This is a genomic window from Variovorax sp. DXTD-1, from assembly GCF_003984625.1.
In the GTDB taxonomy this organism is placed as follows: domain Bacteria; phylum Pseudomonadota; class Gammaproteobacteria; order Burkholderiales; family Burkholderiaceae_C; genus Variovorax.
The window spans coordinates 262,563-277,357 of sequence record NZ_RWKH01000001.1; the positions used below are offsets into that span (position 1 = coordinate 262,563).

The 14,795-nt window shown below is 63.6% G+C and carries 14 protein-coding genes; 10 read left to right on the forward strand and 4 right to left on the reverse strand.

Going from position 1 to position 14,795, the window contains the following annotated elements:
- Entirely contained in the window at positions 1 to 1,272 is a 1,272-nt protein-coding gene (locus EJI00_RS01235; protein WP_126745645.1) for an RsmB/NOP family class I SAM-dependent RNA methyltransferase, read from the forward strand.
- Between the two features lie 132 nt (positions 1,273 to 1,404).
- Complete coding sequence (locus EJI00_RS01240) at positions 1,405 to 2,619, forward strand: fatty acid desaturase (RefSeq protein ID WP_126745646.1); 1,215 nt, start codon at positions 1,405 to 1,407, stop codon at positions 2,617 to 2,619.
- 165 nt (positions 2,620 to 2,784) lie between these two features.
- Here the strand turns inward: EJI00_RS01240 and rpmG are convergent, their stop codons facing one another.
- The 3 genes from rpmG to trxB form a co-directional block, all read right to left on the reverse strand.
- Complete coding sequence (gene rpmG, locus EJI00_RS01245; RefSeq protein ID WP_007830291.1) at positions 2,785 to 2,958, reverse strand: 50S ribosomal protein L33; 174 nt, start codon at positions 2,956 to 2,958, stop codon at positions 2,785 to 2,787.
- Positions 2,959 to 2,969: 11 nt separating this feature from the next.
- Entirely contained in the window at positions 2,970 to 3,203 is a 234-nt protein-coding gene (gene rpmB / locus EJI00_RS01250; protein WP_007830293.1) for a 50S ribosomal protein L28, read from the reverse strand.
- Between the two features lie 181 nt (positions 3,204 to 3,384).
- Positions 3,385 to 4,344, reverse strand: coding sequence for a thioredoxin-disulfide reductase (trxB, locus tag EJI00_RS01255; RefSeq protein ID WP_126745647.1), 960 nt, complete (start codon positions 4,342 to 4,344; stop codon positions 3,385 to 3,387).
- Positions 4,345 to 4,526: 182 nt separating this feature from the next.
- On the opposite strand from trxB, the gene EJI00_RS01260 reads away from it, so the two are divergent.
- The 8 genes from EJI00_RS01260 to EJI00_RS01295 all read left to right on the forward strand — a co-directional run bounded on the left by EJI00_RS01260 (position 4,527) and on the right by EJI00_RS01295 (position 13,771).
- The gene (locus tag EJI00_RS01260) at positions 4,527 to 5,201 is read left to right on the forward strand and encodes a Crp/Fnr family transcriptional regulator (RefSeq protein WP_126745648.1); all 675 of its coding nucleotides are present in this window, start codon (positions 4,527 to 4,529) and stop codon (positions 5,199 to 5,201) included.
- A gap of 91 nt (positions 5,202 to 5,292) precedes the next feature.
- Positions 5,293 to 7,695 carry a DNA translocase FtsK gene (locus EJI00_RS01265; protein WP_126745649.1) on the forward strand — a complete coding sequence of 801 codons (2,403 nt, stop codon included), beginning with the start codon at positions 5,293 to 5,295 and terminating at the stop codon, positions 7,693 to 7,695.
- A 153-nt stretch (positions 7,696 to 7,848) separates the two neighbouring features.
- Positions 7,849 to 8,481 (forward strand): outer membrane lipoprotein chaperone LolA, encoded by a 633-nt coding sequence (gene lolA, locus EJI00_RS01270; RefSeq protein ID WP_126745650.1) that lies wholly within the window; start codon positions 7,849 to 7,851, stop codon positions 8,479 to 8,481.
- Positions 8,482 to 8,503: 22 nt separating this feature from the next.
- The gene (locus EJI00_RS01275) at positions 8,504 to 9,796 is read left to right on the forward strand and encodes a replication-associated recombination protein A (RefSeq protein ID WP_126745651.1); all 1,293 of its coding nucleotides are present in this window, start codon (positions 8,504 to 8,506) and stop codon (positions 9,794 to 9,796) included.
- A gap of 240 nt (positions 9,797 to 10,036) precedes the next feature.
- The gene (locus tag EJI00_RS01280) at positions 10,037 to 10,966 is read left to right on the forward strand and encodes a branched-chain amino acid ABC transporter permease (protein ID WP_126745652.1); all 930 of its coding nucleotides are present in this window, start codon (positions 10,037 to 10,039) and stop codon (positions 10,964 to 10,966) included.
- Between the two features lie 13 nt (positions 10,967 to 10,979).
- A complete protein-coding gene (locus EJI00_RS01285; RefSeq protein WP_126745653.1) occupies positions 10,980 to 12,176 on the forward strand; it encodes an ABC transporter permease subunit in 1,197 nt (398 codons plus the stop codon).
- A 19-nt stretch (positions 12,177 to 12,195) separates the two neighbouring features.
- The gene (locus EJI00_RS01290; RefSeq protein ID WP_124957304.1) at positions 12,196 to 12,969 is read left to right on the forward strand and encodes an ABC transporter ATP-binding protein; all 774 of its coding nucleotides are present in this window, start codon (positions 12,196 to 12,198) and stop codon (positions 12,967 to 12,969) included.
- A gap of 16 nt (positions 12,970 to 12,985) precedes the next feature.
- Positions 12,986 to 13,771, forward strand: a complete 786-nt coding sequence (locus EJI00_RS01295) for an ABC transporter ATP-binding protein (protein WP_185868036.1) — start codon at positions 12,986 to 12,988, stop codon at positions 13,769 to 13,771.
- A gap of 15 nt (positions 13,772 to 13,786) precedes the next feature.
- Here the strand turns inward: EJI00_RS01295 and EJI00_RS01300 are convergent, their stop codons facing one another.
- The gene (locus EJI00_RS01300) at positions 13,787 to 14,764 is read right to left on the reverse strand and encodes a Bug family tripartite tricarboxylate transporter substrate binding protein (protein WP_126745654.1); all 978 of its coding nucleotides are present in this window, start codon (positions 14,762 to 14,764) and stop codon (positions 13,787 to 13,789) included.
- Between the last annotated feature and the right edge of the window lie 31 nt (positions 14,765 to 14,795).

Consider the following 14,795-nt stretch of genomic DNA (forward strand, 5'->3'; position numbering starts at 1 on the left):
ATGCACCCCAAAGCCCTGTTGGAGGCCACCGCCGATCTGGTCGGCCTTGTCCTGAAATTCGATCACCCGGCCGACCAGGTCGTTTCGCGATTTTTTCGCGACCACCGCGAGTTCGGCCCCCGAGAGCGCGCCACGCTTGCCGAGACGGTCTACACCGTGTTGCGCAAGAAGCTCCTGTTCGACCACCTGTCGCCCTCGGGCAGCGGCTCCAAGGAGCGCCGCATGGCGATCCTCGGCTTTCATGGCCCGCGCGACTTTCTGAAGAGCGCGCTCAACGACACCGAAAAGCGCTGGCTCGACAACTGCGAAGCCGTCAAGCCCGAAGACCTGCTGGAACGCCATCGCCACAATCTCCCCGAGTGGCTGGTCGCGCCGCTCAAGGCGCAATTGGGCGACGGTTTCTGGCCGATGGTCGAAAGCCTGCAGCAGCCCGCGCCGCTCGATCTCCGGGTCAATGCACTCACCGACAAACGCGCCGAAGTCAAGGCGGAGCTTGCCAAGGCTGCTATCAAATCCGAAGTAACGCCGTTCTCGCCGTGGGGCTTGCGCATCGACGGCAAGCCGGCGCTGACCAAGCTGGACGCGTTCGCCCGAGGCGCCGTCGAGGTGCAGGACGAGGGTTCCCAGTTGCTGGCGCTGCTGCTGGACGCGAAGCGAGGCGAGATGGTGGTCGACTTCTGTGCCGGCGCCGGCGGCAAGACGCTGGCGGTTGGCGCAACCATGCGCAACACCGGCCGGCTCTATGCCTTCGATACGTCGGCGCACCGGCTCGATGCGCTCAAGCCGCGGCTGGCGCGCAGCAAGCTTTCGAACGTTCATCCGGCCGCCATTGCGCATGAGCGCGACGACCGCATCAAGCGCCTGGCTGGCAAGATCGACCGGGTGCTGGTCGACGCCCCGTGTTCGGGCCTGGGAACACTGCGCCGCAATCCCGACCTGAAATGGCGCCAATCGGCTAAGTCGGTCGAGGAGCTGACGGTCAAGCAGGCGGCCATCCTGCAGAGCGCGGCACGCCTTCTGAAATCGGGCGGGCGTCTCATTTATGCCACCTGCAGCGTGCTGCCGGAGGAAAACGAGGCCATTGCCGAGGCTTTCAGCGCCGCCAACCCCGATTTCGTGCCCCAGGACGCGGCGGAACTGCTGCAGGGCCTGAAGGTAGAGGGCTTCGAGGCCCTTTGCGCCGGCGGCGAGGACGGACGGCGCTACCTGCGGCTATGGCCCCACCGCCACGCCACGGACGGTTTCTTTGCGGCGGTGTGGAACCGCAAATAGGCTCGGCACTCCAAAGTAGGGTAAATCTGCGCTATTAAGGAAGGGTAAAAGGCCTCATTTTGGCCTTGCCACCTTAAAATCGTGGGTTAACTGAAGGCTGCACCTTCGTGTGGCCATGGAGTACTTAATTCAATGTTGATTCCTGACTCTGCCGTTTTGAGCGCGGCCCTCCAGTGGCTCGGTCACGGCTTGTGGGACCTGACATGGTGGCAGATCGTGTTGTACACGCTCGTCACCACGCACATCACGATCGCCGCGGTCACCATCTTCCTGCACCGTACGCAGACGCACCGGGCCATGGACCTGGGGCCGATCCCCTCGCACTTCTTCCGTTTGTGGCTCTGGCTGGGCACCGGCATGGTCACCAAGGAATGGGTGGCCATTCACCGCAAGCACCACGCCAAGTGCGAATCCGAGGAAGACCCGCACAGCCCGCAGGTCAAGGGCATCGACGAAGTCCTCTGGCGCGGCGCCGAGTTGTATCGCGCCGAGTCGAAGAACAAGGAAACGATGGACCGCTACGGTCACGGCACGCCCGACGACTGGATCGAACGCAACCTGTACACCCGCTACAGCTGGCAAGGCGTGGGCCTCATGCTGGTCATCAACCTGGCGCTCTTCGGCGCGCTGGGCCTGACCGTCTGGGCCGTGCAGATGCTGTGGATTCCCATCACCGCCGCCGGCATCATCAACGGCATTGGCCACTACTGGGGCTACCGCAACTTCGAGGCACCCGACGCCAGCCGCAATGTCTCGCCCTGGGGCCTGATCATTGGCGGTGAAGAGCTGCACAACAACCACCACACGTATCCCACGTCGGCCAAGTTTTCGGTCAAGAAGTACGAATTCGACATCGGCTGGGTCTACATCCAGATGATGCAGGCGATCGGCTGGGCCAAGGTCAAAAAGGTGCCGCCGAAGATGCAGATGGGCGACATCCAGCCCGTGGCCAACGAAAAGACGCTCGAGGCCGTCATTGCGAATCGCTACGAAGTCATGGCCGGCTACGCCCGCGAAATGCGCCGCGTGACCAAGGCCGAGCTGATTGCGCTCAAGACCAAGGGCGGCGACATCTCGGTGCTCAAGGCGGCCAAGAACTGGCTGCATCGCGACGACGACAAGGTGCCGGCGTCGGCCCGCACGCACCTGGTGCAGGCGCGCGCTGCCCACCCGGTGATCGACAAGATGGTCACGATGCGCGAAGAGCTGCGCCAGCTCTGGCTCAACACTTCGCACTCGCGCGAGCAACTGGCCGCCGACCTGGCTGCCTGGTGCCATCGTGCCGAAGCCAGCGGCATTGCCGGCCTGCGCGAGTTCTCGACGCGTCTGCGCGCTGCACGAGCCTGATCGATCAGAAGAGGCGGGGAACCGCGCTCCTCATAAAAAAGCCGGCTTCGAGCCGGCTTTTTTACGCCCGTTTTCTGCGCCCAGGGAAGCGAGAATGAAGCGGGCAACAAAAAACCCCGCTGGGCAAGCCCGGCGGGGTTTCTTGTTGGTGGAACCAGCGCTGAATTACTTCAGCTTGATTTCCTTGTATTCGACGTGCTTGCGCGCCTTGGGGTCGAACTTCATGATCGACATCTTTTCAGGCATCGTCTTCTTGTTCTTGCTGGTCGTGTAGAAGTGGCCGGTACCCGCGGTGGATTCCAGCTTGATCTTTTCGCGTCCGCCTTTGCTCGTTGCCATGATTTAGCTCCTTAAGCTTGGCCGCGTGCGCGCAGGTCTGCGAGCACGGCGTCGATGCCGTTCTTGTCGATCAGGCGCAGCGCGGCGCTCGAAACACGCAGGCGAACCCAGCGGTTTTCGGTTTCGACCCAGAAACGGCGGTATTGCAGGTTCGGCAGGAACCGGCGCTTGGTTTTGTTGTTGGCGTGGGAAACATTGTTTCCGACCATCGGGCCTTTGCCCGTTACGTCGCATACGCGTGCCATGAGGACACTCTTTCTTGAACAGCTGGCACCGGCGCAACCGTGGAGATTGCAGGTGTTTTGCAGCTTGACCTCGCCAGAAACGGGTGGCGGTACCCCGGCTTGCCCGAACGCTGAAGGCCACCACAAGAGCGGCCTCATTTCGGCAAAGCCTTGGATTATAGCCCTTTTGTGGCAGCTCGGGTCAGAGCGTGCCGTCCTGCTCAAGGAAGCGCTGGGCGTCCAGCGCGGCCATGCAGCCGGTGCCAGCGCTCGTGATGGCCTGGCGGTACACGTTGTCCTGCACGTCGCCAGCGGCAAAAACGCCCGGAATGCTGGTCATCGTTGCAAAGCCCTGCAGGCCGGAGCGGGTCAGGATGTAGTTGTCCTTCATTTCCAGTTGTCCCTGGAAAATGTCAGTGTTGGGGTGGTGCCCGATGGCGATGAAGCAGCCCTTGAGGTCGATCTGCTCGGTTTCGCCGGTCTGGGTGTTCTTGATCTGGATGCCTGTCACGCCGGTGTCGTCGCCCAGCACCTGGTCGAGTTCGTTGTGCAGCTTCAGCACGATCTTGCCTTCGGCCACCTTCTCCTTGACCTTGTCGATCAGGATGGGCTCTGCGCGAAATTTATCGCGGCGATGAACCAGCGTGACCTTGTTTGCGATGTTGGCGAGATACAGCGCTTCTTCAACGGCCGTATTGCCTCCGCCGATCACGCAGACTTCCTGCTCGCGGTAGAAAAATCCATCGCAAGTTGCGCAGGCCGAAACGCCGCGGCCCATGAATTTCTGTTCCGAATCGAGCCCCAGATACTTGGCCGAGGCGCCCGTGGCAATGATCAAGGAATCGCAGGTGTAAGTGCCGCTGTCGCCCGCTAATGTAAAAGGACGCCTGCTTAGATCGACTTTGTTAATGTGATCGAAAACGATTTGTGTCTTGAAGCGCTCCGCGTGTTCGAGAAAGCGCTGCATCAGCTCGGGGCCTTGCACGCCGTGCACGTCGGCTGGCCAATTGTCGACCTCGGTGGTTGTCATCAATTGTCCGCCTTGGGCAATGCCGGTAATCAGCAAAGGCTGGAGGTTCGCGCGGGCTGCATAAACAGCGGCGGTATAGCCGGCAGGGCCGGAGCCCAGAATCAAAACCTTGGCGTGTTGGGGTGCGGGCATAAGTAGAAAACCTAGGATTTGCGCTGCTTCAGCGTGTACATTTTCAGGGTGGTAGCGATATATGTGGAGTATCACCGCTCGGTTCAACACCGGGTGCACGGTGTTTTCAATGCGCGCGATTGTAGTAATCCATCGGCTTGCCGGCGGACGGGCTCCCCACGCGCCATATCAGGGATTGATAAATGTCGATGCTGTCCAATCTTGAATTGCTGCGGCGCGTTCCGCTGTTTGCCTCGCTGACGTCCTCTCAGTCGTCGAGCATTGCGGATGCGATTGTCAAGAAGCGTCTCAAGCGAGCGGAAATCATTGTGGAGCAGGGCAAGAAGTCCGATGCGCTCTACATCATCCTGACCGGCCGGGCGCGCGTCACCAGCGCCGATAGCCGCGGCCGCGAAGTGATTCTTGCGACACTGCACCCCGGCGACTACATCGGTGAAATGAGCCTGATCGACGACGAGCCGCATTCGGCCACGGTGCGCACCGAAATCCAGTGCGACGTTCTCATGCTCGGCCGGGATGCGTTTGCGCGCTGCCTGCCCGAAAACTCCTCCATGGCCTACAACATCATGCGCGGGCTCGTGCAGCGCCTGCGCCATGCGGATCGCAAGATCGAGTCGCTCGCGCTCATGGATGTGTATGGCCGCGTGGCACGCTCGCTGCTCGAGTTCGCCATCGACGACGGCGCGGGTAACCTCAAGGTGCGCGACAAGATATCCCGCCAGGACCTTGCGAAAATGGTCGGTGCCTCGCGTGAGATGGTGAGCCGCGTGATGAAGGACCTGGAAGAGCGCGGATTCGTGCAGACGCAGGACGACGGCTCCATGCTCGTCAAGGAACGGCTCCTGTCGCTGACTTGAGCCGTCACTGGCGCTCCTGGCGGCCAAGTCCTTTTGTTGTAGTGTTCAGGCCTCCAGCCGCCGCTTCCGAGCGCTGGGTGCTGTGTTTTTCATGACCTATTCGCTCAATACGCTTCAATCTTCTTCGGCTACCGAGGGGCAACCCGTGCGCGTTCGCGCCATGCGCTTCGCCCACGAAATCACGCTGATCGCGGGATTTGCCGCGTTGCTGTTCTGGCTGCTTGCCATGCTGAGCTTCACGCCTTCAGATGCAGCCTGGTCGACCTCCGGCACCGGAGGAGAAATCAAGAATTGGGCGGGCCGCATCGGCGCATGGCTGGCGGACGGCAGCTATTTCCTGGCTGGCTATTCGGTCTGGTGGTGCCTGGCCGCGGGACTCCGGGCCTGGCTGTCTTCCCTGGCCAACTGGCTTCGCGGAGGCGAGGCCGCGCCAGCCGAGCAGCCGGTGCGCGGCCGGTTCAACCGCAGCCGGCTGGCGTTCTGGTTCGGCCTTGTGTTGCTGCTCTGTGCAAGCACCACGCTGGAGTGGTCGCGCCTGTACCGGCTCGAATCGTATTTGCCGGGTTCAGGCGGCGGCGCGCTCGGCTATCTCGTCGGGCCCGCAAGCGTTCGCTGGCTCGGCTTCACAGGCTCCGCGCTGGTGGCCATTGCTGCCGGCGTGATCGGCTCGGCGCTGGTGTTCCGTTTCTCGTGGAGCCTGATCGCCGAACGAATCGGCGCACGGGCCTACTCGCTGTTTGAATCGCGCCGCGAAAAGCGCGAACTGGCGGCCGACATTGCCATGGGCAAGCAGGCCGCCCGCGAACGCGCGGAAGCCGAGGAGCCCGTGTTCTCGCGTGAACCGGGTGGTGCCGTCGAGCCGATGGGCGCCGACGACGACGAAGAGCTGCGCATCGAGCCGCGCCCCAAGCGAAGGGTGCCCTCTCCGCCGGTGCAGATCGAACCCGCGATGACCGAAGTGCCCAGGAGCGACCGCGTCGTCAAGGAACGACAGAAGCCGCTCTTCAAGGAACTGCCCGACAGCAAGCTGCCGCAGGTCGACCTGCTCGACGCCGCGCAGGCGCGCCAGGAAACGGTTTCTCCCGACACGCTCGAGATGACCTCGCGCATGATCGAGAAGAAGCTCAAGGACTTCGGCGTCGAGGTGCGGGTGGTACTGGCCTCGCCGGGCCCCGTGATCACGCGCTACGAAATCGAGCCTGCCACCGGCGTCAAGGGCTCGCAGATCGTCGGCCTTGCCAAGGACCTTGCGCGCTCGCTCTCGCTGGTGTCGATCCGCGTGGTCGAAACCATTCCGGGCAAGAACTACATGGCGCTCGAGTTGCCGAACGCCAAGCGCCAGTCGATCAAGCTCAGCGAAATCCTGGGCTCGCAGGTCTACAACGAAGGCAAGTCGTTCCTCACGATGGGCCTGGGCAAGGACATCATCGGCAACCCCGTGGTGGCCGATCTTGCAAAGATGCCGCACGTGCTGGTGGCCGGTACCACGGGTTCGGGCAAGTCGGTGGGTATCAACGCCATGATCCTGTCGCTGCTCTACAAGGCCGAGGCGCGCGACGTTCGCCTGCTCATGATCGACCCGAAGATGCTCGAAATGTCGGTCTACGAAGGCATTCCGCACCTGCTGGCCCCCGTGGTCACCGACATGCGCCAAGCCGCGCACGGGCTGAACTGGTGCGTGGCCGAAATGGAGCGTCGTTACAAGCTCATGAGCAAGCTGGGCGTGCGCAACCTGGCCGGCTACAACGCCAAGATCGACGAAGCCAAGGCGCGTGAAGAGTTCATCTACAACCCGTTCAGCCTCACGCCCGACGATCCCGAGCCGCTCAAGCGCGAGCCGCACATCGTCGTCGTGATCGACGAACTGGCCGACCTGATGATGGTGGTCGGCAAGAAGATCGAAGAGCTCATCGCCCGCCTGGCGCAGAAGGCGCGCGCCGCCGGCATTCACCTGATTCTTGCCACGCAGCGGCCCAGCGTCGACGTGATCACCGGCCTCATCAAGGCCAACATTCCGACCCGCATCGCATTCCAGGTGTCGAGCAAGATCGACAGCCGCACCATCCTCGACCAGATGGGCGCCGAAGCGCTGCTCGGCATGGGCGACATGCTCTACATGCCCAGCGGCACCGGCCTGCCGATCCGCGTGCACGGCGCGTTCGTGAGCGACGAAGAAGTGCACCGCGTGGTGGCCTACCTCAAGAGCCAGGGCGAGCCCGACTACATCGAAGGCGTGCTCGAAGGCGGCACGGTCGACGGCGACGGCGACATGCTGGGCGAGGGCGGCGACGCCGAGAAGGACCCGATGTACGACCAGGCCGTGGAGGTGGTGCTCAAGAACCGCAAGGCCAGCATTTCGCTGGTGCAGCGCCACCTGAAGATCGGCTACAACCGCGCGGCGCGGCTGGTCGAAGACATGGAAAAGGCGGGCCTGGTGAGTGCCATGAGCGGCAGCGGGCAACGCGAAATCCTGGTGCCGGCACGCGCGGAATAGCCGGCAAACACCTGCGAGCCCAGGCGTCCCGCGCCGACAGGCACGTTGCAAAAGCTGCAATAACGTTGCAAAACTTCATCAAACCCCGCACATGCCGCAATGCGTGGCGGGGTAAGGTCGCTTCAACGCCACTGCTTTTCCGAGGAATCCAAATTGAAATTTCGTCATTGGCTGTTGATCGGCCTTCTCTCATCCGCCAACGCCTGGGCCGGTGGCCTGGAGAGCCTCGAAGCCTTCGTGAAGACGGTCAAGTCGGGCCGCGCCGAGTTCACCCAGACCGTTACCGCGCCGCCGCGCGAAGGGCAGCCGGGCCGCGTCAAGACATCGAACGGCACTTTCGAATTCCAGCGCCCCGGTAAATTCAAGTTCGACTATCAGAAGCCATTCGCCCAGGTCATCGTGGCCGACGGCAAGACGCTCTGGCTGTACGACGCCGACCTGAACCAGGTGACGCAGCGTGCGCAGTCGCAGGCGCTGGGCTCCACGCCGGCCGCTTTGATTGCCGCGGCCCCGGACGTGCGCGCGCTGCAGGCCGATTTCACGCTCGAGGCCGCGCCGGAGCGCGACGGCCTGCAGTGGGTGAAGGCCACGCCCAAGAACAAGGACGGCCAGTTGCAGAATGTGCTGGTCGGTTTCCAGGGCGATTCCCTGGCGGCGCTTGAAATTCTCGACAGCTTTGGACAGCGCTCGGTGCTCAAGTTCAGCAAGGTCGAAGTGAACCCGGCGCTCAATGCCAGCGTGTTCGAATTCAAGGCGCCGGCCGGTGCCGACGTCATCAAGCAATAGCAGATCAGACAGACAGGCAGGTTTGGCCACCAGTTCGCATCAACCCCTTGCCGAGCGCCTGCGTCCGAAGACGCTGGGCGAGGTGATCGGCCAGCAGCATCTGCTGGGGCCGGGCATGCCGCTGCGCATTGCCTTCGAATCGGGCCAGCCGCATTCCTGCATCCTCTGGGGGCCGCCGGGCACAGGCAAGACGACCATTGCGCGTCTCATGGCCGATGCCTTCGATGCGCAGTTCCTCAGCATCAGCGCCGTGCTTGGCGGCGTGAAAGACATCCGCGAGGCGGTGGAACGCGCCACCGCGGCGCGCGACGGCCTGGAGCAGCGGCGCACCATCGTTTTCGTCGACGAGGTGCACCGGTTCAACAAGAGCCAGCAGGACGCGTTCCTGCCGCATGTGGAGTCGGGGCTTTTCACCTTCATCGGCGCCACCACCGAAAACCCATCGTTCGAGGTCAACTCGGCCCTGCTTTCGCGGGCGGCGGTGTATGTGCTGCAACCGCTCACCGAGGCCGATCTCAAGCAGATCGTGGCCAAGGCGCAGGCCATCCAGGCCGTGCCCGCCATCGAAGGCGCGGCCGTCGACCGGCTCGTCGCCTATGCCGACGGCGATGCGCGGCGCCTGCTCAACACGCTCGAAACGCTGGCCGTAGCGGCCAAGGCCGAGAAGCTCGACAACATCACCGACGAATGGCTGCTGCGCGTGCTTGGCGAGCGCATGCGGCGCTACGACAAGGGCGGCGAGCAGTTCTACGACACCATCAGCGCGCTGCACAAGTCGGTGCGCGGCAGCGACCCCGACGCCTCGCTCTACTGGTTCGTGCGCATGCTCGATGGCGGCGCCGACCCGCGCTACATGGCGCGGCGGCTGGTGCGCATGGCCAGCGAGGACATCGGCCTGGCCGATCCGCGCGCGCTGCGGCTGGCGCTCGACGCGGCCGAGGTCTATGAGCGGCTCGGCACGCCGGAGGGCGAGCTTGCGCTGGCCGAGTGCGTGATCTACCTGGCCATGGCGCCCAAGTCGAACGCCGTGTACACCGCCTACAACGCCGTGCGCGCGCTCATCAAGAAAGACAGCACGCGTCCGGTGCCCATGCACCTGCGCAACGCGCCCACCAAGCTCATGAAGGAGCTCGACTACGGCAAGGGCTACCGCTACGCGCACGACGAGGAGGGCGGTTTTGCCGCCGGCGAGCGCTACCTGCCCGAAGGCCTCGAGGGCCAAGTTTTCTACCAGCCCGTGGAACGCGGACTCGAGATCCGCATAGCAGAAAAACTGCGCGAGCTTCGACGCCTCAACAGCCAGCGCGACGAGTAAGGTGCCGCATGCACGCTTGCGTGCGTGCGATGCATGGCTTCACTTACATATAGCATGACTTGAGCGGGTAAACCCCGGTGAGCGCGCACCAAATCGGCGCTGGCGCGTGCTTACAATCCCGCCCACAAATCAGCCAGCGACACATGTTGGCTGGTTTTTTGCTTATCAAGCCAAGGTGCCAAACCGGTGCCACGGTGGGTGAATGGCACCCTGCAACGGTGCAATAAATAGGAACGCGTTATGGAAATATTGCTGCAGCAGATCATCAACGGTCTGGTCCTCGGCAGCATGTATGCCTTGATAGCCTTGGGCTACACAATGGTGTACGGCATCATCAATCTGATCAACTTTGCGCACGGCGAGGTGCTGATGGTGGGGGCGCTTACGAGCTGGACCATCATCGGGCTCATGCAGGAATCGATGCCCGGCACGCCCGGATGGTTGATCCTCATCATCTCGCTGGTCATTGCGTGCGTGGTGGCCGCCACGCTCAACTTCGTGATCGAGAAGGTCGCCTACCGTCCCCTTCGCAACAGCCCCAAGCTCGCGCCGCTCATCACTGCCATCGGCATGTCGATCCTGCTGCAGACGCTGGCAATGATCATCTGGAAGCCCACCAACAAGGCGTATCCCAACCTGCTGTCCACCACGCCCATCGAGGTGGGCGGCGCGGTGATCTCGCCCACGCAGGTCATGATCCTGAGCGTCACGGCGTTCTCGCTCGTGGTGCTGATGTGGCTGGTCAACTACACCAAGCTCGGCCGCGCCATGCGCGCCACCGCCGAGAACCCGCGCGTCGCGGCGCTCATGGGCATCCGGCCCGACATGGTCATTTCGGCCACGTTCATCATCGGCGCCGTGCTCGCGGCCATTGCCGGAGTGATGTACGCCTCGAACTACGGCATTGCGCAGCACGCCATGGGCTTCCTGCCCGGCCTCAAGGCCTTCACCGCGGCAGTGTTCGGCGGCATCGGCAACCTGGCCGGCGCGGTGGTCGGCGGCATCCTGCTCGGGTTGATCGAAGCCATCGGCTCCGGCTACATCGGTGCGATCACCGGTGGCGTGCTCGGCAGCAACTACAGCGACATCTTCGCTTTCATCGTGTTGATCGTCATGCTCACGCTGCGGCCCTCGGGCCTGCTCGGCGAGCGTGTGGCGGATCGGGCCTGAGGAGCAGCACACCATGAAGAACAGCAAGAACCTCGCTCTCTACATCCTCGGCGTCGTCGCGGTGCTCGCACTGCCGATCTTCCTGCAAAGCCAGGGCAATGCCTGGGTGCGCATCGCCGACATCGCGTTGCTCTACGTGATGCTCGCGCTCGGCCTGAACATCGTCGTCGGCTACGCCGGCCTGCTCGACCTGGGCTACGTCGCCTTCTTTGCCGTGGGCGCGTACCTCTTCGCGCTCATGGGCTCGTCGCACCTTTCGGACACCTTCCCGTGGTTCAAGGCCATGTTCCCGAACGGGCTGCACACCTCGCTGCTCATCGTGGTACCGCTGGCATTGGTGGTGGCGGGGGTGCTCGGCGTGATGCTCGGTGCGCCCACGCTCAAGCTGCGCGGCGACTACCTGGCCATCGTGACGCTCGGCTTCGGCGAAATCATCCGGGTGTTCCTGAACAACCTCGACCAGCCGATCAACATCACCAACGGACCCAAGGGCATCACCGCCATCGACTCCATCAAGTTCTGGGGGCTCGACCTCGGCAAGGCATGGAAGTTCGACGGCTTCACGATCTCGTCGGTCACGCTCTACTACTACCTGTTCCTTGCGCTGGTGATCGCCACGATCATCATTTCGCACCGCCTGCAGATCTCCCGCATCGGCCGCGCCTGGATGGCCATCCGCGAAGACGAAATCGCCGCTAAGGCCATGGGCATCAACACCCGCAACATGAAGCTGCTGGCCTTCGGCATGGGCGCGAGCTTCGGCGGCGTGTCGGGTGCCATGTTCGCGGCCTTCCAGGGCTTCGTGTCGCCCGAATCGTTCAGCCTCATGGAGTCGGTGATGATCGTCGCCATGGTGGTGCTGGGCGGCATCGGCCACCTGCCGGGCGTGATCCTCGGCGCCGTGCTGCTGGCCGCCTTGCCCGAAGTGCTGCGCTATGTGGCCGGCCCGCTCCAAGCCATGACCGACGGCCGCCTCGACGCGTCCATCCTGCGCCAGCTCTTCATTGCGCTGGCCATGATCGTCATCATGCTGATGCGCCCGCGCGGCCTCTGGCCTTCGCCCGAGCATGGCAAGACCTTGCAGCGCAAGGGCGTGGCCCCGGATGCTCCTGTGGCCCCGGGCTCGCTCCAGACTCATGCGCCCGGCATCGATACACCCGCCGACGAATTGCCCGGTGCGGCTTCGCGTCCCATGTCGATCAATCCGTGAGCCGAAGGAAGCAATCAACATGACGACAGACACCATCCTCGACGTTCGCGGAATTTCGAAGCGCTTCGGCGGCCTGCAGGCGCTTTCCGACGTCGGCATCACCATCAAGCGCGGCCAGGTCTATGGCCTGATCGGCCCCAACGGCGCCGGCAAGACCACGTTCTTCAATGTGATCACCGGGCTCTACACGCCCGACAGCGGCAGCTTCGAATTGGCCGGCAAGCCCTACCAGCCCACGGCCGTGCATGAAGTGGCTAAGGCCGGCATTGCGCGCACCTTCCAGAACATTCGCCTGTTCTCCGAAATGACGGCGCTCGAGAACGTCATGGTCGGCCGCCACATCCGCACCCATTCGGGCGTGTTCGGCGCCATGCTGCGCACGCGTTCGTTCAAGGCCGAGGAAAAAGCCATTGCCGACCGCGCACAGGAGCTGCTCGACTACGTGGGCATCGGCAAGTTTGCCGACTACAAGGCGCGCACGCTCTCGTACGGCGACCAGCGCCGCCTCGAAATTGCGCGCGCATTGGCCACCGACCCACAGCTCATCGCGCTCGACGAGCCCGCCGCCGGCATGAACTCCACCGAGAAGGTGCTGCTGCGCGAACTGATCGACCGCATCCGCAAGGACGACCGCACCATCCTGATCATCGAACACGACGTCAAGCTCATCATGGGCCTGTGCGACCGCGTCACCGTGCTCGACTACGGCAAGCAGATCGCCGAAGGCACGCCCTACGACGTGCAGAAGAACGAGAAGGTGATCGAGGCTTACCTCGGCACCGGAGGACATTGAAATGGCGACGACGACGATGACGAGCGCAGAAGAAACAACGACAGCAACGGCAACTGCAACCCTGCTGAAGACTGCGGCCAATGCCCCAGGCAAGACGCTGCTCAAGGTCAGCGGCCTGAAGGTCGGCTACGGCGGCATCCAGGCCGTGAAGGGTGTGGACTTCGAGGTCCACGAAGGCGAACTGGTGTCGCTCATCGGCTCCAACGGCGCCGGCAAGACCACCACCATGAAGGCGATCACCGGCACGCTGCCGGCGGGCGCCGGCAGCATCGAGTTCCTGGGCCGCAACATCAAGGGCCGCGGGGCGTGGGACCTGGTGGGCGAGGGCCTCGTCATGGTGCCCGAAGGCCGCGGCGTGTTCACGCGCATGACGATCACCGAGAACCTGCAGATCGGCGCCTACATCCGCAAGGACAAGGCCGAGATCGCCAGCGACATGGAGCGGGTGTTCGTGACCTTCCCGCGCCTGCGCGAGCGCAAGGACCAGCTCGCGGGCACCATGTCGGGCGGTGAACAGCAGATGCTGGCCATGGGCCGCGCGCTCATGGCGCGCCCCAAGGTGCTGCTGCTCGACGAGCCGACCATGGGCCTGTCGCCCATCATGTGCGACAAGATCTTCGAGGTGGTGCAGACCGTGGCCGCGCAGGGCGTGACCATTCTGCTGGTAGAGCAGAACGCCAATCGCGCACTGCAACTGGCCGACCGAGGCTACGTGATGGAGTCGGGGCTCATCACCATGACCGGCGATGCCAAGGAACTGCTGCGCGACCCGCGCGTGCGGGCCGCCTACCTCGGCGAATAAACCAAACCACGAGGGTCAATCGACCCTTGCGCCGGTGGTCTTCACCACGGTTTCGTACTTGGAGAGCTCGCTCTTCATGAACGCGCCGAACTGCTCCGGCGAGCTCGCCACCGGCTCGGCCAGCAGCGTGGCAAAACGGGTCTTCGTTTCCGGTGCGTTGAGCGCCGCCACAAAGGCCTGGTTGAGCTTTGCGAGCACGTCGTGCGGTGTGCCGGCCGGTGCGACCAGCCCCCACCAGGTATCGATCGAAAAGCCCTTGAGCGTGTCGGCCACAGGCGGCACGTCGGGCATGGCGCTGCTGCGCTGCAAGGTGGTCACGGCAATGGCCTTGAGCTTGCCCGAGCGGATGTTCGGTGCCGCCGTGGCAAGGTTGTCGAAATTGAAGTCGACCTGGCCCGAGAGCAGCGCCAGTTGCGCCGGATTGCCGCCGTTGTACGGAATGTGCAGCGCGAAGATGCCGGCTTGCTTCTTGAACAGTTCGCCCGCGAGGTGCCCGGCGCTACCGTTGCCGCCGCTGCCGTAGTTGAGCTTGGCCGGGTTGGCCTTGGCGTAGCGGATCAGGTCGGCCACGGTGTTGATCTTCAGGCGCTGCGCCGTTTCCGCGTTCATTACCAGCACATTGGGTACGCGCACCATCTGCGTGATGGGCGCGAAGTCGCTGGCCGCGTTGAACGGAATCTTGCTGTAGAGCCACGGATTGACCGCATGCGTGGCCGTGGCCGCAATGCCGATGGTGAGCCCGTCAGGCGCGGCCTTGGCCACCGCGTCGGCGCCGATGTTGCCGCCCGCGCCCGGCTTGTTGTCGATGATGACCGTGCCCAGGGTGTCCTTCACGCGCTCGGCCAGGATGCGGGCCGTCACGTCGATCGGGCCGCCCGCGGCGTACGGCACCACAAGGCGGATCGGGCGCTGCTGCTGCGCTGCGGCCTGGCCGGTGGCAAGCAGTGCGGCGGCGCTTGCGAGGAGGGTGATGAGGAAGTGTCTCGTTTTCATTTTTCTGTGTTGTCCAAGGGAGGCAGGCCGA

What these genes read in the sequence shown, in the direction of transcription:
- EJI00_RS01235 (WP_126745645.1), top strand. Translation starts at nt 1, where the DNA reads ATGCACCCCAAAGCCCTGTTGGAGGCCACCGCCGATCTGGTCGGCCTT.
- EJI00_RS01240 (WP_126745646.1), top strand. Translation starts at nt 1,405, where the DNA reads ATGTTGATTCCTGACTCTGCCGTTTTGAGCGCGGCCCTCCAGTGGCTC.
- rpmG (WP_007830291.1), bottom strand. Translation starts at nt 2,958, where the DNA reads ATGGCAACGAGCAAAGGCGGACGCGAAAAGATCAAGCTGGAATCCACC.
- rpmB (WP_007830293.1), bottom strand. Translation starts at nt 3,203, where the DNA reads ATGGCACGCGTATGCGACGTAACGGGCAAAGGCCCGATGGTCGGAAAC.
- trxB (WP_126745647.1), bottom strand. Translation starts at nt 4,344, where the DNA reads ATGCCCGCACCCCAACACGCCAAGGTTTTGATTCTGGGCTCCGGCCCT.
- EJI00_RS01260 (WP_126745648.1), top strand. Translation starts at nt 4,527, where the DNA reads ATGTCGATGCTGTCCAATCTTGAATTGCTGCGGCGCGTTCCGCTGTTT.
- EJI00_RS01265 (WP_126745649.1), top strand. Translation starts at nt 5,293, where the DNA reads ATGACCTATTCGCTCAATACGCTTCAATCTTCTTCGGCTACCGAGGGG.
- EJI00_RS01280 (WP_126745652.1), top strand. Translation starts at nt 10,037, where the DNA reads ATGGAAATATTGCTGCAGCAGATCATCAACGGTCTGGTCCTCGGCAGC.
- EJI00_RS01285 (WP_126745653.1), top strand. Translation starts at nt 10,980, where the DNA reads ATGAAGAACAGCAAGAACCTCGCTCTCTACATCCTCGGCGTCGTCGCG.
- EJI00_RS01290 (WP_124957304.1), top strand. Translation starts at nt 12,196, where the DNA reads ATGACGACAGACACCATCCTCGACGTTCGCGGAATTTCGAAGCGCTTC.
- EJI00_RS01295 (WP_185868036.1), top strand. Translation starts at nt 12,986, where the DNA reads ATGACGAGCGCAGAAGAAACAACGACAGCAACGGCAACTGCAACCCTG.
- EJI00_RS01300 (WP_126745654.1), bottom strand. Translation starts at nt 14,764, where the DNA reads ATGAAAACGAGACACTTCCTCATCACCCTCCTCGCAAGCGCCGCCGCA.